The organism is Pedobacter yonginensis, assembly GCF_003173595.1.
Classification (GTDB): domain Bacteria; phylum Bacteroidota; class Bacteroidia; order Sphingobacteriales; family Sphingobacteriaceae; genus Pedobacter; species Pedobacter yonginense.
The window spans coordinates 16,748-41,670 of sequence record NZ_QGNZ01000006.1 but is presented as its reverse complement, the minus strand read 5'-3'; the positions used below and the strand labels follow the sequence as shown (position 1 = coordinate 41,670).

Below are 24,923 nucleotides of genomic sequence, written 5' to 3'. Positions count from 1 at the left end.
AAGTAACTATTTTAAACGTTTTCTTAAGAAAAAGGCCTGTAAAGATACAAACACTATAAGATCCTTTGGAATACGACTGTGATTTAGTTTCTAATCATTAATTATAAATTGTTGGATTGATTTATTTTATTTTGAATGTTATTAAAATAGTCCGTGTAGGCCCTTAATTGAGGATCAAGCCATCCGATCAAATCATGAATATCTCGCAACACTTGTAGTGCTAATGCAAAGTCAATATTGATACCTGAAAAGCAAATTGGTTCATTGTGATAAATTCTGTTTCTAAATTCTCTAATCCGACCCAACATTGTGGCAACATGCGAGCGATTAATGTGTGCGGGCTTATAAGGAAATGCCGTTAAGGGCGCTCCTCCAACTAAGATAAAATGGTGGTTATCAAAAAATGATGTCCAAAAACCAAAAGTTTGCTCTGCAATTATTCTACTAGATGTAATCGCAAGACCTCTCCTTAATATATCAGATTCAGCTTTTTGGACTTGTTTTAAAAGATAGAATCTAGATCTAGTAAGCGTTACGCTACTCATGAAAAACATTTTTTGATTCATTATCCAGTCACTATCCGCGAAATGAATTGAAATTTGGTTATATATAGCATTTCTAATAAATGTTTCGAACAAATTCATAAGAGGATAAAATGCCTGTGATACTCTCAGATTAATTTTATAGAGTTTCTGTGTTTTTGTTTTTGAGTTTCCGCAAGCTCTGTAAAACCGGCTCAATCTCGGTTGAGAAATATACAGTTCCAGTTGAGAGTAGTTCATTTAAAAAAAAATTTTGGTTTAATTAAAAATTTAGCATAGATTTGTATCGTTATGCTTAGTAAAGCCTCCTTTTCTTCGGAAAAGCGTAACTAAGTGAAGTTTTAAAGCCTCGGTCGTATCCGGGGCTTTCTTGTTTTCAAATATACTTCTTTTTTTTCTACGATATTTCGTGCTGTCCTTTGCTGCCATTATGTAGGGCAGAATCATAGATGTGAATTTACCTTTTGATCACTTAACTAATTGTGATCATTTATAATCTCATTTGAATGGTATCAAAAGTTTTATCCTTATTGACCAAAACTTTGAGTCCCTAATATTTTAAGCTGTATTACCAGTTTCAAAAAACCACTCAAACAATAAGAAAAATCGAGTATATTATGGTAAATACTCATTCCTGGGTATCAATGATTCTACGCCTTGGCATTTTTTAAAAATTTTGTTTTCAGGTACCTACTTTTGTTCTTTTTCGGTCAAAAATTTTTCTATTAGTAACGGTCGATGTATCCGAGCAATTTCAACATGCCCGTTTTCCATAACGCATTCTGCTTTTGATACATTTATTTTCTCGCAATTAACATTACCTATTTTCTTACTGAGTGTAAATCTTTTACCGGGCTTGATATTAACCTTATTTTGTAATACCGTATCAAAGTTACAACTATCACCTTTTAGCTTAATTCGAATAGCTACAATATTGTCATGCATACTATCACCATTTTTAATAGCCACTTCAATCCTTTTCTTGAAATCTGCATCCGTTCTTAACTGCCAATCTTCAACAAATACTTGTTTTTGAAATTGCTTTTGCTCAGCAATGGTTGCAGGTCTGACACCCCTTGATAGAAGTGTGTGCATAGAATCAACGGTAATACCATAATCTTTTAAGGTATCGTTTCCTTTTGCTAAAGGTCTTTCTGCTGAAATTATCAGCATATTTGTATCAATCCCATCTGTAGCATGGTTTTCTGACTGTTTACAGGATGCAAAAAAAATGATGAAATAAAGAGGAAATAATTTTTTCATTATTATTATTTGAGCTTTTAGCTATAATTTGCTATCTGCAATTTTCGATAGAATATCCCTTATATTCCTTTTTTTTACTCTTCCAGTTTCCACAGCTTTATGGCTTTATTATATAAGAACTTAGCCCGTTTTTCAATTTCGGCCTCATTCCATTGATCAAGGTTTAGAAAAGGTGCTAAAGTTTCAATTCCTGCCGAATACTGAAGTAAGCCATCTTTATCCCCTTTACCCTTTTTCTTTGTTTTCCAATTCGCATCCCTAATAGATGCATTTAAGGATTGAGTAATTATTGCTAAATTTCCGAGTGTATACAATTTCGAATTCCGGTAATCTCGATTTTCTTTATTTGTTAGCCTTCCCCAATGATTCTCCCATTTTTTTGGCATCAGATGTTCTAAACTATACTTGCTAATACCTAATAGTTGGGTTCCGTGTTTCCGCCTATTTCTTATTCGTGATTCGATAAAATATAAGATTCCCGCAGATTGTTTGTTTACGAGGTATGAGTTATCAAAACCATATCTTAGGTCTTCATCATCAGGAAGATAATTAACTTTATCCGAGCTTTTCGAGATATAATCCACCAGTTCTGCCTTAGATAAGATTTCATTGGAGATTAATCGGTCAGTGAATAATTGGTTATAATTCTTTGTACTGGCATGTACAACCATTCTTCGCATTAAATAACACTCCAAAAAGCCGAAAATTTCATTTCTCTCATCTTCATCGTCAACGTTTTTTAATATGTACAAAACATAAGGTATTAAGGTTGATGTATCTAATCCAAAAATTATTGCATTAATCCTTTCAATTCCAAATTCTGCGTCTAGCTCATTCTCAATTATCTCATGTTCAAAATTTTCTTGGAATAGCTTAGCATATTCGCGTATTTCCATAAGAATAGTTTTCTTGTCGAGGTTATAATCCTTTATCAACCGTTTATAAGATTCAAATAATGATTCAACTTTCGAGAATTCAATTTTATCATCGGTTTTTACTTTCAAATCCGTTTCTTGAATTTTAATCTGAAGATATGAGTAAAAAAATAAATCGATAAAAGTTCTTTTCAGACGACCAGTCGTTATTTCTCTATCCCAATAATTTTTAATCGTTTCATCCTTTTCGAAAAGTTCCATCCAAAACTCATTATAGCTCGCTAATTCATCTCGATTAAAAAAATAATTTTTAAGCAATTCAGCTGTTGTTAATTTGACACCCAGTGAGTTTATCGTATCAAATATTTGCTGTTCATCTTCATTCACATCAAGGTCAATCCCAACAAATAGTACACGCCCAAGAATATTTTGAATATCCAACTTCTCGGGGTTTAAGTATTTCTTGAAGTAGGTATATGCCTGAATAATATTGTCTTTATCCCCTATATCATCTAAGTCTTTAAGGTTAAGAACTTGGTTAAAAGAATCTACATCATTATGATTATGCAATAAGGCTATTGCATTATTATTAATTAATCGAAAAACTCTATCAAATAAATTTGTCTGGTTCTTCTTTAGGCACAGCACTTTAAAAAAAATGTTTAGTGTGGTAATTCGCTGTTGCCCATCAATTACGGTTCTAATATCTCCAACAGCGTTTCCTGCGTGGGTGGCCTGTTGTTTCAGTATTAGAGAACCTAGAAAGTATGGCTTGTTGAACATGCTAACAGCTTCCATATCTTCCAACAATCGTTGCCATTGTTCTTCGCCCCAAACATAAGCCCTTTGAAAAAAGGGGATTTCTAATATCCTATTACCATTAAAAATATCATTTATTGTTCTTTTGCCAGCGTCCATTATAAGTTGTTATGAGTGTTAATTTTCGCTTCTAAGATAATTAAAAAACCACTTACAGGAAATTTCATGAACATTTGGTATTATATCCAGCCTATATATTTACTCTATCAAAATACGATGGAATACTGATAAAGTCTTTAGTGTTTTGCTAACGGCACTGATTTCCTTAAATCAAAGGGAAATAATTATCAATAATTCTTATCAATAACTAAATTATCATTATCTTTAATTCTATGCAATTAATGATAATATGATTTACGGTTACGCAAGAGTTAGCACAAAAGAGCAGAATCTAGATTTGCAGTTGGATGAACTGAACGCAAACGGGTGCGAAAGAATTTTTGAAGAGAAAATTTCAGGAGTGGCAAAAGAACGGCCTGAACTTGAAAAGCTGATAGAACAATTGAGGGACAATGACACTGTAGTCGTTTACCAGTTATCTAGGTTAGGTCGCTCGGCAAAAGACCTGGTAAATATTGTAGAACGAATTAAGCGTAAAGGGGCGTTTTTTAAAAGCATTAAAGATGCAATCAACACCGATAGTGCCACAGGTAAATTTATCTTCAATGTTTTTACCGCTTTGGCCCAACTGGAGAGGGATATGTTAATTGAACGTACAAAGGCTGGCCTAAAGGCCGCCAACGACCGAGGTCGTTTTGGCGGTAGACCTAGAGACCTAAGTCCAGAGAAACTGGAAATTGCATCGCATGCATTAAGTTTATTCGAATCAGGATCACAGCCAAGCAAGATTGCGAAATCTCTAAAAGTTGGTATTGCTACAGTATATAGGTATATAAATCTTGCAAAAGAGCAAAGAGAAATATCAGACTTTGAACTTTTAAGCAGACTTACTTCTGTTCCTGGAATGATGGGCGGAGTAATGACAATAAGAGGTAACCGATTCCCTGCTCAGGACATAATAGAAATGCTTCAAAGTGGTATGAGCTATGAACAAATTTTAGAGGAACATCCAATACTGGAAATGGATGACATCAAAGCCTCGGTTCTTTACTACAAAAAGGAATCTCAATAATTATTTCTCTGATCCTCATTGACATTTTTCAAAATTTCATAATAAAATATATTCTTTGAAACAATACGGCTTCAATAATTGAGGTGGTACGAATATATTGTCGACCCCTATAAAACAATAGTGTTTTCAAGTTCTGCAGATCTTCCGGAATAAAAAAAATACTATTGTTTTTCATTGGCCGGTTGAACCTGGTTATGAGAAAATAATAGTGAAGTTCATAAGTATGGTTTCTTTTTATAAATTCGTAAACCAAACAACCAACATGAACTACTATTATCTTGACGGTTTAGATAAAAAAGGCCCGTATTCTGCACAAGAAATACTTAATAGACAGCTTTCTAACGAAACCCTCGTTTATTCTGATAACATGAGCAATTGGACATTGTTAAAAGATGTTCCAGAACTGCAACAGCTAAAGGTCGAAAATTTAGTTTCCGTTGCAAAAAATGATGAAGAAACTTCCGTAACTAATATAGTCGAAAAAAGAAGTAAAGTTACAATCCCTGCCATAGCATTTCTTTTTATAGGGATTTTTATTGCTATTGGTTTAGGATATTTGATTGTAAACTTGCAGGTCAAAACCGACCTCAATGAACTAACAACAGAAATTGACAATTTGATGTTAGGCAAGGATGAAATTTGCGATTACCAAAAAAATGCTGTACGAGTGAAACTACTTAGGTTACCTGATTTTGCAATTCCTACCGATAATGAGGGGAAAAAAGTAAAGGAGGCTTATGAGTTGCTAAGTGGTGGATTTCAAATTCTAACTTTATCCAAAACTTTAGCTGGTTATGATATTGTTGCAACACAATCAAAAAATATGGCTTTTAAAGTTTCCGAAAATCATAGGATTGGCGGACAATTTGGCATAACTGTCCCAACATACAGGGGTACAGTCCAAGGCACATATAACATAGCTTTGGAATATCTTACTAGCGATAAGGAAAACAAATCGTATTCCGCTGGTACATACGATAAAATTAAAAACTTTCAAGAACTAAGTTCCTCATTTCATAAGATTGAAAATATAGCCCCATCTAAGATGCTTTCAGGCTCTGTAAACTCAAAATCTTGGACTGGTAGAGACGGCTCAGTTTTTAACAGCAACTATATTCTTTGGTACGATAATTTTGGAGAACATTATGAGGTAACTCTCGATCAAAGCCATGTTTATAAGGTTTGGCTTATTTACTCATGTATCGGAAGTTTTATTGCCCTGGTAGTATACATGATTTTGAGATATAGAAAAAGGGTAGATTTGAAGATTTCATAGTATTTGCCAGTTACAAAAGTTGGAGAACGGCAAAAGAAAAAGCTGTTGTTTACCGCATAAATAGGATTGCAAGTACAGCAATAATAATTATACCTAAAATTACCAAAACTGGGATTATTAATTTTGCATCGCCCCCTTTCATTTCTATTTCAACATTGCCCGAACCAGTTTTAATAGTTTGCTTTGCTTTTATATACATCCCTTGTTTGTTTAATGCAGTAATCTCACCCTGTACAGCAACTAAGTCGTTTATTGCAATTTGACTGTCTGCAAGCCTTGTTAAAACAGAATTTCTGATTGCTACATCATCTGAAAGAACCTTTTGTATCAAAGATGTCTTTTCCTGATCGGTCAAATCAGGAATTTTTTTTATTACATCAATTATCTTGTTATTCTCGTACTTGGCTATTTCATTTTCCATTTTTTTTGAGTTGTTTTAAATTAGATAGTATTTGATCAATGGATGTTTTGGTAGTCGAAAGTAGGAAAAAAAACATTATCAATAAAGGAAATCCTGCCCAACCCAGCTTGTACTTGAAAGAGAAATAAGTAAAAAGTCCAAATGCACTGATTAACAAAAATAATATTGCTGATTTATTAACGATTTGGGTAGTAAGTTTTTGGTTAGGCACAAAATCCAATGAAATCGTTAATACCCCACCCTCGCCCTGAAAGGTTGACTTAATCGCAACATCTTGTTTACCCTTTCGCAGATCATTATATTGGTTAAAAAGGAGGTCAATATCGTTGGACTTTATCAATCCATTTGCGCTCCCCTCTTTTGTTGTGAAGTCGAGTTTTAACAGTTCGTCAATAATGTATTTTTCTGCAAATTTTTTCAATCTGCCATTCAATGTAAGTTCAAAAGAAGTAAAATTTAAAGGCTCAACAAGAATTTTGTTTACATCCGATACGTCCATTTTTTTACTTAAAAAATCTATAGAATAATCACCCTTAAATTCTCGAATTTGATATTTATTCAGATTTGAACGTAATAAATCAAGGTCGTTTGTGACTTGCTCATAAGATAATGAAAGTCGTTTTTGAATAGAGTATTTGCAAACCTGCAAAAACTCCCATAACTCATTTTCGCTAAATATTCCATTTCCATAGAACCAAGCCAAATTATGATTGTTAAATTTATCTATGATACTCTCATAGCTTTGGAAATATTGATTTACTTCTGATAATGTGCCAGTCTTATTCTTATTAGAATTATTCAAATTGAAATGCTTTTTCTCGACAAAATACAATACTTCCGCTTTCAAAATGTAAAACCTTTTTTCATCTGATAGAAATTTTGGCACACATTCTAGTATTCGTCTAAAGGTTTGCCCTGATATTCCCACAGCCCTAACTTTCCAAAGCGGATAAGTTTTTACCATATATTTGTAGGCATTCTGGCCGTAAAGTTCTAGGTAAAGATTTCCTATTTTTCTAAATGTAACTTCATCACATTTCAAAAATTCATCAGTGAGAAAGTAATAAACGTTTATCGTTTTTATTGGTTGTTTCAGGTTCATCTTCTAAAACTGTAAAAAATACCCAATACAACTAAGCACCCTAATAGCCCGAATACAACAATTCGTTTTATGTTAAAATCGCTGGTATTATAATGGTTTTCCTCTTTAGGTTTGTTTTTGCCGTTATTGCCTTTTGCTTCGGTAAATAATTGAGCATCACTATACTCATTCGCTTTTTCAAATTTGAATTTAAGATAGGCGATTGCAAATCCATCCTCTATCATTTTTTTATTTATATCAGTATCATTGATATAAACATATCTCAAAAGTCTTGAATACCGATCACGGTCATTGGAAATCTTATCCGATGCGATAACGATCTGCTTATTTTCAATAAGAACTTGTAGGTGTTCCTTTGCTTCCAGCCCGTGAATATCAGAGATTTCGGGGGCATTAATTCCTATCATCCTTACCCTTTCGTTGTTTTCTATTACAAATGTATCGCCATCAATAACCCTTTTGACGTTAACAGTTTGCGAATAGCAAAGCTTAAATGAAATAATTATTACGAGAGTTAGAAATTTAGACTTCATTTTTAGAATACTATTGTTCTATTGGTGGAGCTGGTGCAGATCAGTGAACCTGGCCGAGCATTTTAATAGTGTTTTGGATTTCTGCAGTCCGGGATCTTCACAAAAAAACACTATCGTTTTCGATGGCGCTTTTATTCCTAGGCAAAGCAAAAGAATAGTAAAAGCCTCTTTAGAGGCTTTAGTTATATACCATATTTTTCCTGTAATGCCACCATAATTAAATCTTTTAATGATGTATCTTTATCAAGCGCAATACTCTTTAGAACCTTTAACGTTGCTCTCGGTATTCGTAACGGATAATTAGACATATCGGTATTATCTTCATTATTCTGTTCTTCTTTTGCTGTAGTTTTAGGCTGTACGGGGGATTTTATAAGGGCATTAACCCCATTGCCTATATTTTTATTGTTACTTTCTAAGCCCCCAAAGTCTTTAGTCTTTGCCATAATCTTAAATTTTTGTTAATAGTTCGTCCACTAAATCTGAATAGTCCTTTGCTCCGTTTGATGTAGGCGCATATTGAAAAATGTCCTTTCCCGATACTGGGGCTTCCGCAAGGTCAACATTGACACGAATTATTGTATCAAATAAGGTATCATTAAAATGTTTCTTTACGCTTTCTCTAATGCTTTTAGTTAATAATCTTTGCGGATTACATTTCGTAATGAACACCCCACCTATTGCCAGTGTTGGATTAAAATGCAGTTGCACAGTCTCAATAATAGTCACCAGCCTATCTATTCCCCTGTAAGAATAAAAGTCTGCTTCTAAAGGCACTAGCACCGTGTCGCATGGAACAAGAGCATTCATTGTTAGCATCCCTAAAGCAGGAGGACAATCGATAATAATGTAATCGTATATCTTCTTTAGTGGCTCAAGTAACGTAGCGAAAATACGCTCACGGTTTGGCCTTGATACGAGTTCTAATTCAGCCCCCAGTAAATCCAATGAAGATGGAATTATGTGCAAAAACTCTGAAATTTTCTGAATAGGTAAAGGCGTTTTATACTTAACATCGCTGATGCTTTCGTAAATTGATGTTTCCACATCTCTAATGCCTAAGCCCTCTGTTAAATTTGATTGTGGGTCGATATCTACAAGAAGTGTCTTTTTCTGCAATCGAGCCAGACCAGCGCCAATGTTCAGGGCAGAGGTAGTTTTACCAGTACCCCCTTTATGATTTAAAATAGCTATAGTTTTCATTTATATACATCTTTACGCAATGATACAAATAAATATTTACATAATGACGTTATGACGTCATTTATTTTTTAACTGCTTTTCTAAACTTTCTATGGTTTTGTCTTTGGTGTTTAATAGTTCAATATAAAGATCACGTTCAGCTTTCAATCGGTTGATATCTGCCTGTAAAAGTTCGATTGTAGTGTCTTTTGTGTCACTATCCAGTGGAGTTGATGAAATGCTCAATTCGGGTTCATCCGTTGGCATTTCTATATAGAACATCTCTCCCTTACCATCCAAAAACGTTATATTAATGTGATGGACGAGGATTAGCATTTTTTTTACTGTACCCGATATCCCATTTTTCCCTCGCTCGATATCAGAATAACCCCCCTGCGTTAGGCCAATGGTATTGGCAAACTCTTTTTGATTGAGGCCAAGAGCTTTCCTGATTTTCTTTAATTGTACAATTTCACTCATTGTTATAAAAATAGCTTTGCTTTTTGTCAATTGAAAATTTATAGCAAAACCGTATATTTGTTAAATGCAGATAGAGGCTTCCCAAAAAATAAAATGGAATGATTTACAGGCGGTAAAGATATGAAACTTTAGATTATTGCCGTATATACTTATATATGCATCTACATCTACGAAAACCAATGAAGAAAGCTACGAAAAATGACAGAGAATTAGTGGTGGAAATCCTTACCAACTCATTCGATGAAAACCAAAGTGTAAACTACATCGTCAAGCCCGACAACAAACGGGTAAAAAGAATTAGGGCTTTGATGGCCTACTCATTTGATATCTGTACTCTTTTTGGGGAGGTTTATCTGAATGAAGAAAAAACTGCGTGCGCTCTAATTATGTATCCGCACAAAAAGAAAACTACACTAAAGGCGATTTGGCTAGACCTGATGCTCGTTGTTAACTCTATTGGGATTGGACGGGCTGGTAAAGCAATGAGCAGGGAAACGAAAATTAAAAGCCGTTATCCAAAAGAACCGTTCTATTACCTTTGGTTTATTGGCGTTGATAGAACAGCGCAACATCAAGGACAGGGAAGCAAATTACTAAACGAGGTAATCAATGATGCTGAAAAACAAAATTTAACCATTCTGTTAGAAACATCTACTCTAAAGAATATTCCGTGGTACAACCGGTTTAAATTTGAAGTGTATGATAAGATAGAGTTTACTTACACGTTGTTTATGCTAAAACGACCCTAAGCATCATCTAATCGTACATCTACCATTTACCTATGAAAGTTCTTAATTCAGATATGGAATTGGTGACGCTGATATTTTTGATTAGCGAAACCATCCTATTGTTATACCAAATCCTTTTTTATCTTCAAAATCCCATAGATAAAAAACAGGGTTACTATTTAATGCTCTTATTTTTATTTGTTATATATAATCTTTTTGGGGGTTTGTTTCCCGATCCGAACCAAAATTTCTCAATCGTGGTTCAGAATATTTTGGCGTATGGAAGTGGTTTTGCTGTAGGGTGCTATATTCCCTATTACTTTTACAAGACCTACGATTTACGAGCCATCCGCTTCCATGCCGTTTGGGGTGTTGGAATGTTCTTATTTCTCCCTTTTGTTATATTCATCGTTATAGAATACATCGTTACAGGTAAAATCATTCAATCGGTAAAGCATGGAATGATAATTCCATTTATCTATGCTTTTTATGCTATGTATAATATTTTTATTGCTATCCGTAGCAAATTGAAAGAAGATGGACAGCAAGACTTTCAGGTCATGCTTATTTTTGTTTCTTTTGTGCCTTGGATATCGCTACCTGGTATTAGTTATTTTCAAGGTAGCCAAATCTTAGAAGTCTCCGTAATGAATACAAGCTTTGTATTGATCTCCTTTTTATTTTTCTATACTAATGTTAAGGAAGCAAGGAAGAAAAACGAGATACTCTTACAGTTATTATCAGCTGAAAATAATTTAAGTGTAGAGGAAAGGTTCGACCTAAAATGCGATGAATTCAAGCTCACGACTAGAGAAAAAGATGTAGCGGTATTGATCTGTCAAGGCTTAAAATATAAGGATATTGCCGACCAGTTATTCATATCTGAAAGAACAGTTACAAAGCACAGTCAAAATATATTTTTAAAAGTCGGGGTGTCCAGCAGACACGATTTAAACAGGGTATTAGTTACAGGCTAATACCCTATCAAATACAATCCTATATATACATTGTTTGTATATACCTATATGCGTATATCCATATAGGTAATTATACGTATATTTCTATATTCCTATATATCAGTTATTTAATCACAACTACGTAGAATTGCTTACTATATAAATACTATGCTCCCTGCAAATAAATAGTAGTTGTTGCGTATTTTTTCTCATTCAATCTATCGCCAATTTTGGATTAATCAATCTCTATTGGCCGTTACCAGACTTCGCCCATTCTCTTTAATCTAAGAGTAAACAAAAATCGAACCTGATCAGCCAATTGCGTTCTTCGCTTTTTATTTGCTATAACTTTATTATACTGACAATCAGTATAATAAACTTTAAATATAGCAAAACAGTAAAAAAGCTTTGTAAAATATAGCGAAACTGTATATTTGTATATCTGTATATATGATTTCAAAAAGTATGCAGAAAAAGGAAGTACTTTGAATGGCAGGGAAGAAACGTTTCTGATGATAAATCAGGAATTATGTGCAGTTGTAATAACCCTTAATCATACGAGTATGAAATCGGCTTATTTTCAATGACCCATAGGCAGACAGTTTTGTCCGTACGGTAAAGTAGCGACGTGTGTATTCCTAAAAAATTTATATACAGGCAGGATTAATTAGTTAATCAATTGAGGTCAAACTCTCTGTCTGTACTAAGGCTTTTGCCTCAATCTTTTTCTTTTTGCTGTAAGAGATTTTTTTACAAGATGATATATAAGTATATCGCTATATCAACCTATTCGCATATAGGTTTATACGCCTATACATCTATACGTCTATACGTATATATGATTACCTATATATACGGATCTCAACTAAGGGTTTTGGATGATTAATAAATAACGATTATGGTCTATACGTATATCGGTAGCGCTGTATATAGGGCGATCGAAATTCAGGCGATTTTAATGCCTAAACGGTTTGTTGTTTTTCATATTGCAAGATGTGTTTTCGTGTATCAAAAAACCCGTAGGGTTTTTCTCTCACTCTAACCTCTTGCCCATCCAAAAAATCCATTCGTACCTCATTAGATTTTATTGAATGGGGGGTAGGGAAAAATTTGCAACTCATTTTTCTTATAACAAATAGCACAATATTATGGGTAGAAATAAAGGTGGTAGACCTGAAAAAAAACCAGAAGATAAAGCGACACAACAAGTACATCTTAGGTTAACACCAAAAGAATACACAGCTTTAGGACAACTGGAAAATGATACAGGTTTGAACAGGACTACGCTTTTTAGAAAGCGAGTTTTAGAAAATCAAAGTTTCATAGTTACAAAAGATGTTATTAATCAATTATCAATTATCGGTGCAGACATAGGTAAGGTTGGAAATAATATTAATCAATTAGCTAAACACGCTAATACGATTACTAAAACCCATGATCTACCGCCAAACATTGTAGCTGATTTTAACAACCAAATGAAGATTTTTCTTGAACAGGAAAGCGAATTAAATAAGCTTTTCCGTTTGATGTACCGAACAATGAAAGGGTAGTATGTTAGCAAAAATTCTTAACAGTAGTAGTTCTTTCAACGGAGTTAGCTACAATACCAAGAAAACAGAAAAGGATTTGGGGGAGCTGATGAAAGTCGAAAATTTCGGCTACCTGCAAAATGTTCCAAACCTTATGCCGGAGGAATATAAAAATTACCTTAAAGCTTATTCATCCATTAACTCGGAAGTAAAGGAAAAACAATTTCATGCGATGATATCATGTACTGGTAGGGAATATGATAAACATGAATTAACAAAAATTGCTGATGCCTATATGAAAGAAATGGGCTATAGGCAAAATCCTTATATGGTCATTTTCCATAAGGATACAGATAACAATCATGTTCATGTAGTGAGTAGTAGAATACAGCCGAACGGGTTAAAAGTTCCCGACAGCTTGGAATATCTAAAATCAGCCTCGGCCATTCAAAAGATAATGCGTACCGATATCAAGCATGACACCGCAGAAACTATAAAAAGGGCTCTAGCTTTCAATGTGTCTAGTTTACCCCAGTTTAAATTATTGCTCGAACAAAGAGGCTTCCATACAAGTAATGATGAAAGCAAAATTATCCTAAGAAAGTTCGATGGCGTTCAGGGGGAAATACCTATGCAAGATGTAAACAAAAAGATAGAGCAATATAATCCTAACAAGAAAAAGATTGCCCAGGTAAGGAAGATTATTGAAAAGTATAAGAAAACCAACAGTTCTGAAATCAGGCCAGTATTCGAGCCATCCAAAAGCAAAGAACTTAAACAGATCGGTTATACCTCGGATTTGGCCGAGAAATTAAAAAGGGTAGGATTGGATATAGTATTTCATGGTAAAAACGGTTTACCACCTCATGGTTACACAATCATAGATAATAAGGGTAGTACTGTTTTTAAGGGTGGGGAAATAATGCCATTAAAAGAATTTATCAGACAAGGGGAGTTCCAAGAAATTAATACCCACATTATTAAGGTTGATGGTTTCAAAGAACAGGAAGCAGTTAATAACATCTTTAAAGGAAAGAATTTTGAAACAACCCTTGCAGAGCTTTCTAAAGAGAAATTTCACGAAATATCAGCTTTTATAAAATCCGCAGTTCATGAGTTCGGTTCAATAAACGAGGGATTGAATTTTCATAAGTTGGGAATATTCATAGATGCTGGTTCTGTCTATGTTATGGATAAAGAAAGCGGATACCTTATAGATGCCAAAAGGGTAACCAGTGAACAAGATTATTCGTTGTTGGCAAATAGTTCAGGACTATTACAGCAAAGAGAAAACGGAACAAAATCTACACAAGAAGACTATTCAAATCTATTTGTAGAACCAAAAAACGAAAATGTTTCAGAACAACTACCACAACAAGAACAATCAGGCAGTTTACTAGAAATTATTCAAGACTTCGATTTGAATATTTCTGATGATGTAGACGATAGCCAAATACATGGCCGAAACAGGCGCAGAGAAAAAAAGGCAAGAATTAACACACGCTAAAAAAAACTATTATGATAATACTATTCGCAAACCAAAAAGGGGGAGTAGGTAAATCTACTCTAGCGGTTCTCTTTTCAAATTATCTATCCTTAGCGAAAAACAGGGAAGTTGTTATTTTTGATATGGACAACCAACAATCTATTTACAATAAGCATCAAGCTTCTTTAGTTTTGGAAAACCCACCACTTTACGAGGTGGAAACTTTAGAGCTTAATCAATTTGATATTGTTAGTGGTGTATTCAAAGAAAACCAAGATCAGATTGCAATATTAGATGTTGCAGGGAACATCGAGAACGATGCACTAATTCCCATCTTTAAAGGGGTAGATTTAATCATTAGTCCTTTTGCATACGATGAATTTTCAGTCAATGCAACAATTGACTTTTCATCTGTAGTAAAACTTCTTAATAAGGACGTACCCATAGTTTTTATACCAAACAGGATTAGAGCCAGTGTAAAATATGAAACTTTAGAAAGTGTTAATGCTGGTTTACAGAAATTTGGTGCTGTAACACAGCCGATAACTGAAAGAATAGATTTTCAAAGAATAACAACCTACGAAACACCCCCAAATGTCATACAGGTTGTTGCTTCCGTATTTGAACTAATCTATAATGAATTTCTAAGAAGCAAAGCCCATGACAATGCAATCCATTAAAGCGTTAACCGCACAAGTACGGCAGGAGCGTGATAAACCAAACGAGCAAAACTCTTTACAAGTTGAAAAAACAACTGATTTAAAAAAGGAAGAAAGCCCACCCCCGATAAAGAATGAGCAACCTAAAAAAGAGTTATCAACCCGACCAGCCCCAAGCGATTCGGATTTGGATAAGTTGATTAATGCCATTCGGGAACTAAAAGTAAATGGGAGTAAAAAAATGCTGATCAGGATTGATGATAAACATTCGGCAATTCTAGGTCATTTAAAAAATGCACTGGATATAGATGTTACCCAGTTTATAAATTTCCTGTTAGACGATTTTATGGAGCGTTACCCCGATATAAAAACAGAGATCAAAAATTCACTTAAAAATTCACTTAAAGATTTATAATTATGAGTTGGTCAAAATTTACAATCATTATTGTAGTAGGATACGTGTTGTACTACATTATCAATATCATTATTGATAGCATGAAATCACAAGGCACAATAGCAGTAGCAAGCGGTTCAGACGAATTAACATTTCACGAAGATGTTTTAGCTACAGAGGTTGAAGATCATGTGCCAATTTCTATTGCGGAAGAAACTACTTACCAAAACGTAGCGGTAGAAGAAGAAACTTCAAATACGGTTTGGGAAATGCAAGAAGAAGATACGGAGGAATTAAATCTGCTATCCCATAACATTAATCAATCAACAGGCGGTATTACTCAAATGTCCGATCTAATTAAATTGGCAAAAAGTGACACCATCGATGTAAAACGATCATTTGTATTTTAATTATGAAACGAGGCAAAATAATTGACCATTCAAAGGTTGTGTTTCTCACAGCCTTTTTTTGTGCGCTCTGTTTTTCTGCCTTTTCGCAACCTGGACTACAAGAGTTTGGGGATGCAACTAGAGAGGTAAAACGTAGCTACCAAGCTTTAGTATATTGTTGCTATGGTGTTGGTGCAATAACCGGTATAGTGGGCGGTGTTCGGGTTTATACAAATTGGAATACTGGTAAACATCATATTGATGCCCAAGTCATCGGTTGGTTTTTATCATGTATCTTCTTTCAACTGGTAGCCGTGTTCATAGGCGCACTTTACGGAGTTTAATAAATACTATCGTTTTGATAGTGGAGCAAGCGCAGATCTGTTCAGCTCCACTCGTATTTTAATAGTATTTCAACACAGAGCAGATCTGCTCGAGGTCAAAAAACGATAGCGTTCAAGCTATCCAATCAGGAACATTTCAATGTTTAGTCCATATTTTTTTTAATCATTTAATTTTTTAATCCATTAATTTTTTTCATTATGAAAATGTCAAACAAATTCAAAAAAGCGTTCGCAGTTGCAGTAGTATGTGTTTTAAGCGGACATGTAGCAATGGCTGACGGTGTAACGGGCATCAATGCCGCTAACACTTCCTTACGCCAGTACGTAGACCCAGTAGCGACCCTTTGCCTTGCCATCGGTGCAGTGGTAGGTATTATTGGTGGTGTTAGGGTTTACGTAAAATGGAACTCGGGCGATCAGGACATCAACAAAGAACTTATGGGATGGGGTGGCAGTTGCCTTTTCTTAGTTCTAGTTGCTGTAATCATTAAGGCTTTCTTTGGTGTATAGCAGTAATGGCAAAACAATTTAACATTTATAGGGGCTTGCAAAAGCCCCTTATCTACAAAGGTTTTCAAGGAAAATTTATTGGTTGGGGTATCGCTTCGCTAGTTATATCCCTTGTATTGGGCGGTTTGGTAGGTAGCCTAACAAGTATGGCACTAGGTGGAATTGTTTGCGTAGGTGGCTTAGTTGGCGGACTATTTTTTACTGCACAACAGCAAAAGAAAGGATTACACTTTAAAACTAGGCATACAGGTGTATTCCAGTTTGGTACGGATTTTAAAAAATTGAGAAATGGCACAAAAAAGAAAGACGGAATTTAGCTTACCTTATTTTGGAACAGATGAAGTAGGTAAATATCCAACATTGTACAATCTAAAGGGCGATTATGCGGTTATCATCAAAATGAATAACCCAGTCCTGCAATATTCGGCAGACCCATCGGCATACGACAGTTGCCACCAGTTATATATCAATATGATTAAGATACTGGGCGAGGGTTATGTTATCCAAAAACAAGACGTTTTAACAAAAAAAATCTACGATAAAACTGATGCACAAGTTTACTTACAACAAAAGTACGATGATCATTTTAACGGCAGAGAATATACAGATTTAACAACTTACTTTGTTATAACACGTAAGGGCAAAAGAGGTATTTTCTATTCCTACAATTCTAAGAATTATCAAGAGTTTGAACAGAACATAGGCAAGCTTTTAGACCTGTTAGATCGAAACCACCTTTATCCGAAAGTCTTAAATTCAAATGAGATTGATAATTACGTCATGCGTATTTTATCAATGAACTTCAAAACCAAAAATGTTGCATTAAATAATATGAGTGCTGGGGAAGAAGAAATAAGAATGGGGAGCAGGGCTGTACGGAGTATCAGCCTTATAAATATTGACATCATTGATTTGCCGGAAAAGGTTTCGACACATCTTGAACGGAACGATAAGGACAGTTTAAAAGGTTTTCCAATTGACACGATGGGTTTCCTTTATAATGTGCCTAATTATGAGACAATCGTTTATAATCAGGTTATAGACATCCCACAACAAAATATTACCCAAAGAAAATTAGAGTTAAAACGTAAAAGGCATTCGGGCATTCCAGACCCAGCGAATTTAATGTGTGTGGAGGATATCGACCAACTACTTGTTGATGTGGCACGTGAAAACCAAATGTTGGTTAATTCGCACTTTAACATATTGGTTTGCGCTCCCGTTGATAAAATACAGCAGACTTGCAATTATATCGAAAGTTCCCTTTTTCAACAGGGCGTTGTACCCAATAAGAATGCTTATAATCAAATGGAGCTGTTCAGGTCGGTTTTGCCTTGCAATACGGTTGAGCTGAAAGACTACGATCTATTTCTGACCACTTCCGATGCCGCCCTTTGCTTTTTTTTTAAGGAAGCCTTGTCTAAGGATGAAGAAAGTGGTTTTCAAATCAGATTTACCGACAGACAAGGCGTACCAGTAGCTATTGACCCTGCCGATTTGCCGATGCAAACTAACAGGATTAACAATAGAAATAAGTTTGTGCTTGGCCCGAGTGGTTCGGGCAAATCCTTTTTTATGAATGCCCTGATCGAGCAGTATTGTATGTACAATAATTCAGAAGTTCCAAAATGGTTAATGGATGTTGTTATCGTAGATACCGGACACTCGTATTCGGGTTTATGTAATTATTACGGAGGTAAGTACATTACCTATTCAGAAGATAATCCAATTACGATGAACCCTTTTGCCATCAATGAGAAAGAGTACAATATCGAGAAAAAGGACTTCTTAAAAACCTTAGTCTCCTTATTATGGAAAGGCGCGGAGGGTTCGGTAAATCAGGTTGAAAGTGATGTAATTATGCAAGTCATTTCATCCTATTACAGTAATTTTTTCAGTAAACCTCTTTTTGTTGACCTCACAGAAGAAGATGAAAACCGAATACTAAATGAAGCGAAAGCCGAAGTTGATAAGTTAGATTATTCAGAAAAAGCAAAGAAAGAGTTAGTGTTAGATGAAATTTTGAAAGAGGCAATAGAACTCACAGCCAAATTTGATGGTACTGCTGGTGAAAAGCATAATTATTATGAACAGGAGTATAACAGGCTCTATAATGAAGCTTTACAGTATTATATCGAATGTGAGAAAAACGATGATGTAGATGATATTTACAGCCGAAACTTATATGAGGCGAAGGATAAAAATAAAGCGGAATTTAAAAGAAAGAACGTTGTTGAACTCAACTTTAATTCATTCTATGAATTTGCTCTTTATAAAATTCCAGAGATCAAGGAACAGGAAAGAATACCATTTGATATTGACGAGTTTAGATACGTGCTAAAGAAGTTTTATAGAGGTGGCGAATTTGAACAAATCCTTAACGAAGATGTAGACGGCTCTTTATTTACAGAGCCGTTTGTCGTTTTTGAAATAGACAGTATTAAGGAACATAAGGTATTGTTTCCAATTGTAACCCTGATTATTATGGACGTATTTATCCAAAAAATGAGGTTTAGAAAAGATCAAAGAAAAGCCCTTATCATCGAAGAAGCTTGGAAAGCTATAGCATCCCCATTAATGGCAGGTTACATTTTATATCTCTATAAAACGGTTAGAAAGTTCTACGGAGAGGCTATTGTTGTAACCCAGGAACTGGGGGATATTATCGGTAATGTTGTTGTAAAAGATAGTATCATTAGTAATTCTGATACGGTTATTCTCTTAGATCAAACCAAGTTTAAAGATAACTTCGATGAAATTGCAAAACTTCTTTCAATCAATCCGCACGAGAGGAAAAAGATATTTACCATCAATCAGCTTGACAACACAGAGAACAGAGGCAGATTTAAAGAGGTTTATATAAGGAGGGGTTCAGTTGGAGAGGTCTACGGTGTGGAAGTTTCCTTACATCAATATCTAGCATTTACAACCGAAAAGCCCGAGAAATCAGCTGTTGAAGTTTACAGCAAATTTTACAATGGTTACCAATTAGGCCTAGAAAATTTCGTGAACGATTTTAAGCGGTCTGGTTTAAAACTAGATATCTTCTTTAAGAAGATCAATGGTAATGGAAAGCCTTTCTACTGGGAAAATCGTGTTGCTCAATTCGAGTTAAATTAAACACTTATAACATGAAAAAACTAATTTTATTAGGCCTTTTTTGCCTCGGTATAACTGGGGCAATGGCTCAATCGTTGTACATTGATCCTGCTGTATCTGCGGCTACAGCCGCTCACGCAAGCATCATCAACACCCAGTTAAATGTTACCAAAGATAAATTAACGCTGGTAGAGCGTGGGCAGTTGGCCGTAACAGGTCAGCTCGGAATAGTCAATGATATGCAAAATCGTATCTATCGTGGTTTATCCGAAGTTAATTCAATCCTTACCAATCTTTCAGATGTACAGGAAATTTCTAGGATAGCCATAGGAATGACGGACGATATTAATAAGGGTTTAGCAATTGCCCGAAAAAACCCCGTCTTTTTAGTTTTTGCAGAAGAACAAGCAAATTTCTTTTACCAAAGAGCCACGAAACTTGCATTAGAAGTAAGCAGTTTCGCTCTAAAAGGTGGTAAAGATAACTTAATGGATGCAGGGGAGCGTTCAAAAATGATATCCCATATTCTAACAGAAGTGTTAATCCTACGCTCATTGACATACGGTATGTACAGAGCAATGTACTATGCTCAAATGAGGGGTTTGTGGAAGTCTCTAAACCCATTTCAGGGTTATGTAAATATTGACGATCAAATGCTCGATGGAATAATGCAAAGAAGAAAATACTTAAAATACTAAGCCATGAAAAGATTATTATTTCTATCAGCATTTTTCCTGTCAGCCGTCAGCAGTTACGCCCAGTTGAATGTTCCTTTGATGCACCAGTTAATTGAAAATAGCAAAACGGAACACGGGAAGCAAATTGATGCTAAGAACCAACAAGCGAAAAACACCGCAGTTGAGGCCACCAACAAAACTTTGATGACCAGTGTAAAAGATCGTTATCGAACTTTACAGGAAAGGTTTGCTAAAATGTCAATCGTTTTCGATGCTGTTAATATTGGAATTAGTGCAACCCCTTTGGTTAGAGAAATTATTAAAGAACAACAGAAGATTGTTGTTTATGCGCAGTCCGACCCGTTGCTCATACCGATTGCCCTTGATAGCGAGGTCATTTTTGTTCAAAAGGCAAATTCACTGGTTAACTATTTAATTGGGCTTTGTGCCGTAATTGGCGATGTAAACCAAATGAAAGTTTCTGATAGGCGCATCCTTTTTGAGCATATCCTGAATGAATTAAGGAACATTTCTTATTTGTCCGGTGGGGTAGCTAGAACCTTGCAAGCTTCTGTCATGAAGAAACGAGGTACAGACCCTTTTTCAGACTATATAAATAGGGAAGAAACCTTGGTAAATGACATTATGAATAATGTTAAAATTCTTAAACAATGAAAAGGCCTTTCTTAATGTTGGTTTGCTTATTCGGGGTAATAACCGCCAACGCCCAAAGGGTTGTTTTAGATAGGGGTCATTTAAATATTGTAAACTCTAATGCCTCTGTAAGATTGGGAGCAGAATTAGGCTACCATGCATCTTTAGAAAAAATCAGGCGTAATACTGATGATATCGGTATTAATTTATCAAGTGTGGTCTTGGTTCAAAACATGATACACCGCTCCTTAACAGAAGTTAACGAGGCTCTAAGGGATGCAATACAGGTTAAGCAAATGGGCTATCTAATCAATGATATTTTTAAAAATAGTAGTGAGGCCGTTGCTTTAGCGCAGGGAAACCCTGCATTGATGTTGTTTGCAGAAGATACCGCCCAGCAATTGAAAATGAGGGGCATAAAAATGGTTGGCGATGTTTCAACTTTCATACTCGACAATAGGCAGGATGTTATGATGAATTACAACGTTCGGGATGAACTGATCAGTAAAATTGTCAAGGAACTACAAATTATGAATGCCATGATCTACACCATTAAGCAAAATATGTATTGGGCGAAACAACGAGGCCTTATAAAATCCCTTAATCCTTATAATGAATACGTGAATAGGGATGTACAGAAACTGAATGAGATTATCACTAAACGCAGAATATTAGGACAATGAAAAAGCTTTACTTAATAGTAGGTTGCTTATTTATGGTAATAAGTACCTACGCTCAAAAGAAAATCAACGATGTTGGTATTATCCATCAACAGGAACGAATGGTTTATCTGCAATGGGATGATGATAAATTCGACCCTAAATGGAGTTGGTGGAAACCGAACTCTTGGGCTGCTTACGCATCCACTTGGTTACTACATCCAAATTATAAAGATACCGACCGTAGGCCATTGAAAGGGGGTGGAGAACAAACCCAGCGCTTAGCATTAGCAACAGCAATGCAGGTAACGAGTGATTATTACAAAAAACAATCTGATACACTTAGAAACACCGCAATTGCAGAATTTACAAATTACTCTAGTACGGTTGCTTTTGCTGACCCCCTTTATCAGATGTATTACAAAAAGGAGTTGAAGTCCTTAGATAACATCGTAGGAAATGCATTTACAAATGTACCTGCTAATGTTGTTTTATACATGGCCGAAAGTGGGGCTTATAACTGGTACTTAACTGAAATGAACAGTTTGCTTGACAGATACAACCTTGCTAAGTCTGTAGATGTCGACCGAGGCCAGCGCATTTTAATGTACCACCGAATTATGCTTGAACATCGAAAATTAGCCGATACATGGAGACATAAATTAGATATGGCAGGTATGATGCTTGAATATAAGGACAAACTTAAAAATCAGAGAGAAAACAAAAACATAGTTATTGAAAACCCACAAACAGCCGATGAAAGGCTAAATAATATAATGGAAAGGAGGAAAAAACTACAATGAGAAACAAAATAATTATACTATGTATCCTGATGGTCGGGGTACTTACATTTCATGCTAAGGCCGACCCTGTTGTTGGAGATCAATATAAAGAGGCTGTAAGTTTCATGCAGGGAAATGATGTCTATGAAAGTTCAGTAATGAAGTTTTTTACTAGAATGCGAGATTATGCCTATGGCAACTGGGCACCATTCATTTACGATGCACAGGGTTTGGCCTGTATTTTTATGTTGATATTCTTTTCAATAAAAAGTTATGAAATGATGTCGGGCGATAAAAATTTAGAAGTAATGCCATTACTAAGGCCTTTTGCTTTAATGATGGTCATTATGTGGTGGGGGGTGTTTGTTCAGGTTATTGCCTATCCCACGGTTTTGGTCGCTAATAAAACACAAGCCATGTTCGAGGGGCAGATTACAATAGTCAACAATATGCGTTATGAACGGGCAGGGCTGATGATACAGGTAGGGGATGAACTCTTGAAAATGCAAGCCAGTACAGAAATAGCGGAAAAAGAAGCAGACGAAACAAATAAGGGTGTTGGTAAGCAAATTGTAGAAAACGTAAAAGGTTTCTTTGCTGATAATATCTATAATCCAATTGTTGAAATGAGGATTAGGATGCAAACGGCCATACAGCTTTTTGTTACACAAATGATAGAGTTGCTAGGCCTTTGGATTTTGAGAATATGCGTTTACATAATCTTCATGCTCCAAATCATATACGGAACTATTCTCGTCATACTCGGGCCGTTTTCGGTAGCCGTAAGTGTACTCCCTGCTTTTAGGGATGCTTTTACAACATGGATAGCCCGTTTTATATCAGTCAATCTGTACGTAGGTGTTGCCTACCTAATTCTTTACGTTGTTGGAATGTTGCAAGAATACACAATGGGTATAGAAATAGATAAGTACAACAGTTTACTTGGTGGTGCAAACACAATGGAAAAATTAGCGTGGTTTGCAGGTAACGGCCTCTTATCTTTCGGACTTGTAATTGTTACTTTTTTAGTTGGTGCGATAGCGATTACAACCGTTCCGAGTATCAGCACTTGGATTATCTCAACATCCGGTATTACTTCCGCATCGTCAACGGCCGCCCGTACAGGCTCGCAGGTTGCCCGTATCGCTTCCAAAGGATTATTAAAGTAAACACTATTCTTTTGCTTCGCCCAGGAATAAAAGCGCCATCGAAAACGATAGTGTTTTTTGTGAAGATCCCGGACTGCAGAAATCCAAAACACTATTAAAATGCTCGGTCAGGTTCACTGATCTGCACCAGCTCCACCAATAGAACAAAAGTATTTTCTTTTTACACACAAATAAACAACGATTAAGGGCTTGAATTTTTCAAGCCCTTTTCATTTAAACACATCTTAATATGTTAATCAAAAACATCGAACATAAAATAAGACTAGCCTTAGTTATTGCCGTTGGGAGTTTTATAGCATCCATCGTGGTGGTATTTATTGTATCATTCTTTGCATACAAACAGGTTAGCAACGCTCGGGAGAATATTTATATTCTTGACAATAGCGTTCCGATATTGGCGAAACAAACCAATATGCAACTTAACCGACCTGCTGAATACAAAGCCTCGGTTGATTTATTTCACAGTATTTTCTTTTCACTTACACCTGATGATAAGTATATCGATTACCAAATGAAAAGGGCGATGTACCTGATAGATGAAAGTGGGGCATTACAATATAACAACCTTAAAGAAAAAGGTTATTTCACCTCTATTCTTTCATCCAGTTCTGTTTTGACTTTACAAACCGACAGCATAAAATTAGATATGGTCAACAAGAAATTTATTTTCTACGGAAAGCAGATTATTGAAAGACGTAGTTCAACCGTTACCCGATCACTTATTACTACTGGCGGTTTAAAAGATATCCCTAGAAGTGATAATAATTCGCATGGGGTTTTAATAACCAACTGGAAAACATTAGAAAATAAAGACTTAACCAATGTTCAAAAAAATCAGTTCTAATCAAGACCCCGATGTAACAGTTACCTCGGAGATTAAAAGAGAGTTCAGTAAATATTTTACGGTAGCAGAACAGAAAAGCAAAGGATTTATCAGTAGTCATTCTAAACAGGTCTTTATCGGAATGCTTGTAGCAATTGCCTTTTCGCTTATTATGTGTTTCATAGTCTTTTCGCCAAGTCAACGGCAAAATGAAAAAATGCCCCATTATGTTAAAGAAAGCGCAGGTGTAGCAACCAATGTTTCCGATGGTATAGGGCAGACTTACAGGGTAGGCGAAAAGGTTTATGATCTAATCAAATTGCGAGAACAAGTAGAACAGGTTTTAAAGAAACCAAAGCTTACCCATCAAGATACCTTATTCTTAGAGGAGGCTATCAAACAATTTGAAATCCACCAACAAAAACCTAAAAAATAGAAAA

Annotated in this window: 29 protein-coding genes; 20 read left to right on the top strand and 9 right to left on the bottom strand. The window is 35.3% G+C overall.

Annotated elements, in window-relative coordinates:
* Nucleotides 1-101: 101 nt before the first annotated feature.
* The 3 genes from DHW03_RS18965 to DHW03_RS18955 all read right to left on the bottom strand — a co-directional run bounded on the left by DHW03_RS18965 (nt 102) and on the right by DHW03_RS18955 (nt 3,598).
* Nucleotides 102-782 carry a hypothetical protein gene (locus DHW03_RS18965; RefSeq protein ID WP_109927436.1) on the bottom strand — a complete coding sequence of 227 codons (681 nt, stop codon included), beginning with the start codon at nt 780-782 and terminating at the stop codon, nt 102-104.
* Between the two features lie 450 nt (nt 783-1,232).
* Nucleotides 1,233-1,805 (bottom strand): hypothetical protein, encoded by a 573-nt coding sequence (locus DHW03_RS18960; RefSeq protein WP_109927435.1) that lies wholly within the window; start codon nt 1,803-1,805, stop codon nt 1,233-1,235.
* A gap of 74 nt (nt 1,806-1,879) precedes the next feature.
* Nucleotides 1,880-3,598 carry a DUF262 domain-containing protein gene (locus DHW03_RS18955; protein WP_109927434.1) on the bottom strand — a complete coding sequence of 573 codons (1,719 nt, stop codon included), beginning with the start codon at nt 3,596-3,598 and terminating at the stop codon, nt 1,880-1,882.
* 250 nt (nt 3,599-3,848) lie between these two features.
* Here DHW03_RS18955 and DHW03_RS18950 point away from each other — a divergent pair, with 250 nt between their 5' ends.
* Nucleotides 3,849-4,631, top strand: a complete 783-nt coding sequence (locus DHW03_RS18950; protein WP_109927433.1) for a recombinase family protein — start codon at nt 3,849-3,851, stop codon at nt 4,629-4,631.
* 262 nt (nt 4,632-4,893) lie between these two features.
* Complete coding sequence (locus tag DHW03_RS18945; RefSeq protein ID WP_133248561.1) at nt 4,894-5,907, top strand: DUF4339 domain-containing protein; 1,014 nt, start codon at nt 4,894-4,896, stop codon at nt 5,905-5,907.
* A 49-nt stretch (nt 5,908-5,956) separates the two neighbouring features.
* On the opposite strand, the gene DHW03_RS18940 is transcribed toward DHW03_RS18945, so the two are convergent.
* From DHW03_RS18940 to DHW03_RS18915, 6 genes are all read right to left on the bottom strand, one after another.
* Complete coding sequence (locus DHW03_RS18940; protein ID WP_109927431.1) at nt 5,957-6,328, bottom strand: hypothetical protein; 372 nt, start codon at nt 6,326-6,328, stop codon at nt 5,957-5,959.
* On the bottom strand, nt 6,318-7,430 hold the full coding sequence (locus DHW03_RS18935) for a hypothetical protein (RefSeq protein WP_109927430.1): 1,113 nt from the start codon (nt 7,428-7,430) through the stop codon (nt 6,318-6,320). Before DHW03_RS18935 ends, DHW03_RS18940 begins: the two co-directional genes overlap by 11 nt.
* Nucleotides 7,427-7,963: a thermonuclease family protein gene (locus tag DHW03_RS18930; protein ID WP_109927429.1), complete on the bottom strand. Its 537-nt coding sequence runs from the start codon at nt 7,961-7,963 to the stop codon at nt 7,427-7,429. Before DHW03_RS18930 ends, DHW03_RS18935 begins: the two co-directional genes overlap by 4 nt.
* Before the next feature lie 182 nt (nt 7,964-8,145).
* The gene (locus DHW03_RS18925; RefSeq protein ID WP_109927428.1) at nt 8,146-8,409 is read right to left on the bottom strand and encodes a hypothetical protein; all 264 of its coding nucleotides are present in this window, start codon (nt 8,407-8,409) and stop codon (nt 8,146-8,148) included.
* Nucleotides 8,410-8,413: 4 nt separating this feature from the next.
* On the bottom strand, nt 8,414-9,166 hold the full coding sequence (locus DHW03_RS18920; protein ID WP_109927427.1) for a ParA family protein: 753 nt from the start codon (nt 9,164-9,166) through the stop codon (nt 8,414-8,416).
* A gap of 57 nt (nt 9,167-9,223) precedes the next feature.
* Nucleotides 9,224-9,625, bottom strand: a complete 402-nt coding sequence (locus DHW03_RS18915) for a helix-turn-helix domain-containing protein (protein WP_109927426.1) — start codon at nt 9,623-9,625, stop codon at nt 9,224-9,226.
* Nucleotides 9,626-9,804: 179 nt separating this feature from the next.
* Here DHW03_RS18915 and DHW03_RS18910 point away from each other — a divergent pair, with 179 nt between their 5' ends.
* The 18 genes from DHW03_RS18910 (at nt 9,805) to DHW03_RS18825 (ending at nt 24,919) form a co-directional block, all read left to right on the top strand.
* Nucleotides 9,805-10,374 (top strand): GNAT family N-acetyltransferase, encoded by a 570-nt coding sequence (locus DHW03_RS18910; RefSeq protein WP_109927465.1) that lies wholly within the window; start codon nt 9,805-9,807, stop codon nt 10,372-10,374.
* A 32-nt stretch (nt 10,375-10,406) separates the two neighbouring features.
* Nucleotides 10,407-11,330, top strand: coding sequence for a helix-turn-helix transcriptional regulator (locus DHW03_RS18905; RefSeq protein WP_109927425.1), 924 nt, complete (start codon nt 10,407-10,409; stop codon nt 11,328-11,330).
* Between the two features lie 1,127 nt (nt 11,331-12,457).
* Nucleotides 12,458-12,859, top strand: coding sequence for a plasmid mobilization protein (locus DHW03_RS18900; protein WP_109927424.1), 402 nt, complete (start codon nt 12,458-12,460; stop codon nt 12,857-12,859).
* Between the two features lies 1 nt (nt 12,860).
* Nucleotides 12,861-14,345: a relaxase/mobilization nuclease domain-containing protein gene (locus DHW03_RS18895; protein WP_109927423.1), complete on the top strand. Its 1,485-nt coding sequence runs from the start codon at nt 12,861-12,863 to the stop codon at nt 14,343-14,345.
* 11 nt (nt 14,346-14,356) lie between these two features.
* Nucleotides 14,357-15,004, top strand: a complete 648-nt coding sequence (locus DHW03_RS18890; RefSeq protein WP_109927422.1) for a ParA family protein — start codon at nt 14,357-14,359, stop codon at nt 15,002-15,004.
* The gene (locus tag DHW03_RS18885) at nt 14,991-15,398 is read left to right on the top strand and encodes a hypothetical protein (RefSeq protein ID WP_133248560.1); all 408 of its coding nucleotides are present in this window, start codon (nt 14,991-14,993) and stop codon (nt 15,396-15,398) included. Before DHW03_RS18890 ends, DHW03_RS18885 begins: the two co-directional genes overlap by 14 nt.
* Before the next feature lie 2 nt (nt 15,399-15,400).
* Nucleotides 15,401-15,787: a hypothetical protein gene (locus tag DHW03_RS18880; protein ID WP_109927420.1), complete on the top strand. Its 387-nt coding sequence runs from the start codon at nt 15,401-15,403 to the stop codon at nt 15,785-15,787.
* Between the two features lie 2 nt (nt 15,788-15,789).
* Nucleotides 15,790-16,110, top strand: a complete 321-nt coding sequence (locus tag DHW03_RS18875) for a DUF4134 family protein (RefSeq protein WP_109927419.1) — start codon at nt 15,790-15,792, stop codon at nt 16,108-16,110.
* A gap of 204 nt (nt 16,111-16,314) precedes the next feature.
* The gene (locus tag DHW03_RS18870; protein WP_109927464.1) at nt 16,315-16,620 is read left to right on the top strand and encodes a DUF4134 domain-containing protein; all 306 of its coding nucleotides are present in this window, start codon (nt 16,315-16,317) and stop codon (nt 16,618-16,620) included.
* A gap of 5 nt (nt 16,621-16,625) precedes the next feature.
* Nucleotides 16,626-16,937, top strand: a complete 312-nt coding sequence (locus DHW03_RS18865) for a DUF4133 domain-containing protein (RefSeq protein WP_109927418.1) — start codon at nt 16,626-16,628, stop codon at nt 16,935-16,937.
* A complete protein-coding gene (locus DHW03_RS19555) occupies nt 16,909-19,740 on the top strand; it encodes a TraG family conjugative transposon ATPase (RefSeq protein WP_109927417.1) in 2,832 nt (943 codons plus the stop codon). Before DHW03_RS18865 ends, DHW03_RS19555 begins: the two co-directional genes overlap by 29 nt.
* An 11-nt stretch (nt 19,741-19,751) precedes the next feature.
* The gene (locus DHW03_RS18855; RefSeq protein ID WP_109927416.1) at nt 19,752-20,417 is read left to right on the top strand and encodes a hypothetical protein; all 666 of its coding nucleotides are present in this window, start codon (nt 19,752-19,754) and stop codon (nt 20,415-20,417) included.
* Between the two features lie 3 nt (nt 20,418-20,420).
* Entirely contained in the window at nt 20,421-21,071 is a 651-nt protein-coding gene (locus DHW03_RS18850) for a hypothetical protein (protein WP_109927415.1), read from the top strand.
* Nucleotides 21,068-21,733: a hypothetical protein gene (locus DHW03_RS18845; RefSeq protein ID WP_109927414.1), complete on the top strand. Its 666-nt coding sequence runs from the start codon at nt 21,068-21,070 to the stop codon at nt 21,731-21,733. Before DHW03_RS18850 ends, DHW03_RS18845 begins: the two co-directional genes overlap by 4 nt.
* Nucleotides 21,730-22,512, top strand: coding sequence for a hypothetical protein (locus DHW03_RS18840; RefSeq protein WP_109927413.1), 783 nt, complete (start codon nt 21,730-21,732; stop codon nt 22,510-22,512). Before DHW03_RS18845 ends, DHW03_RS18840 begins: the two co-directional genes overlap by 4 nt.
* The gene (locus DHW03_RS18835; RefSeq protein ID WP_240618575.1) at nt 22,509-23,660 is read left to right on the top strand and encodes a plasmid transfer protein; all 1,152 of its coding nucleotides are present in this window, start codon (nt 22,509-22,511) and stop codon (nt 23,658-23,660) included. The genes DHW03_RS18840 and DHW03_RS18835 overlap by 4 nt, the downstream gene beginning before the upstream one ends.
* 229 nt (nt 23,661-23,889) lie before the next feature.
* Nucleotides 23,890-24,504, top strand: a complete 615-nt coding sequence (traK, locus tag DHW03_RS18830; protein ID WP_109927411.1) for a conjugative transposon protein TraK — start codon at nt 23,890-23,892, stop codon at nt 24,502-24,504.
* Complete coding sequence (locus tag DHW03_RS18825; protein ID WP_109927410.1) at nt 24,482-24,919, top strand: hypothetical protein; 438 nt, start codon at nt 24,482-24,484, stop codon at nt 24,917-24,919. The genes traK and DHW03_RS18825 overlap by 23 nt, the downstream gene beginning before the upstream one ends.
* Nucleotides 24,920-24,923: the final 4 nt, after the last annotated feature.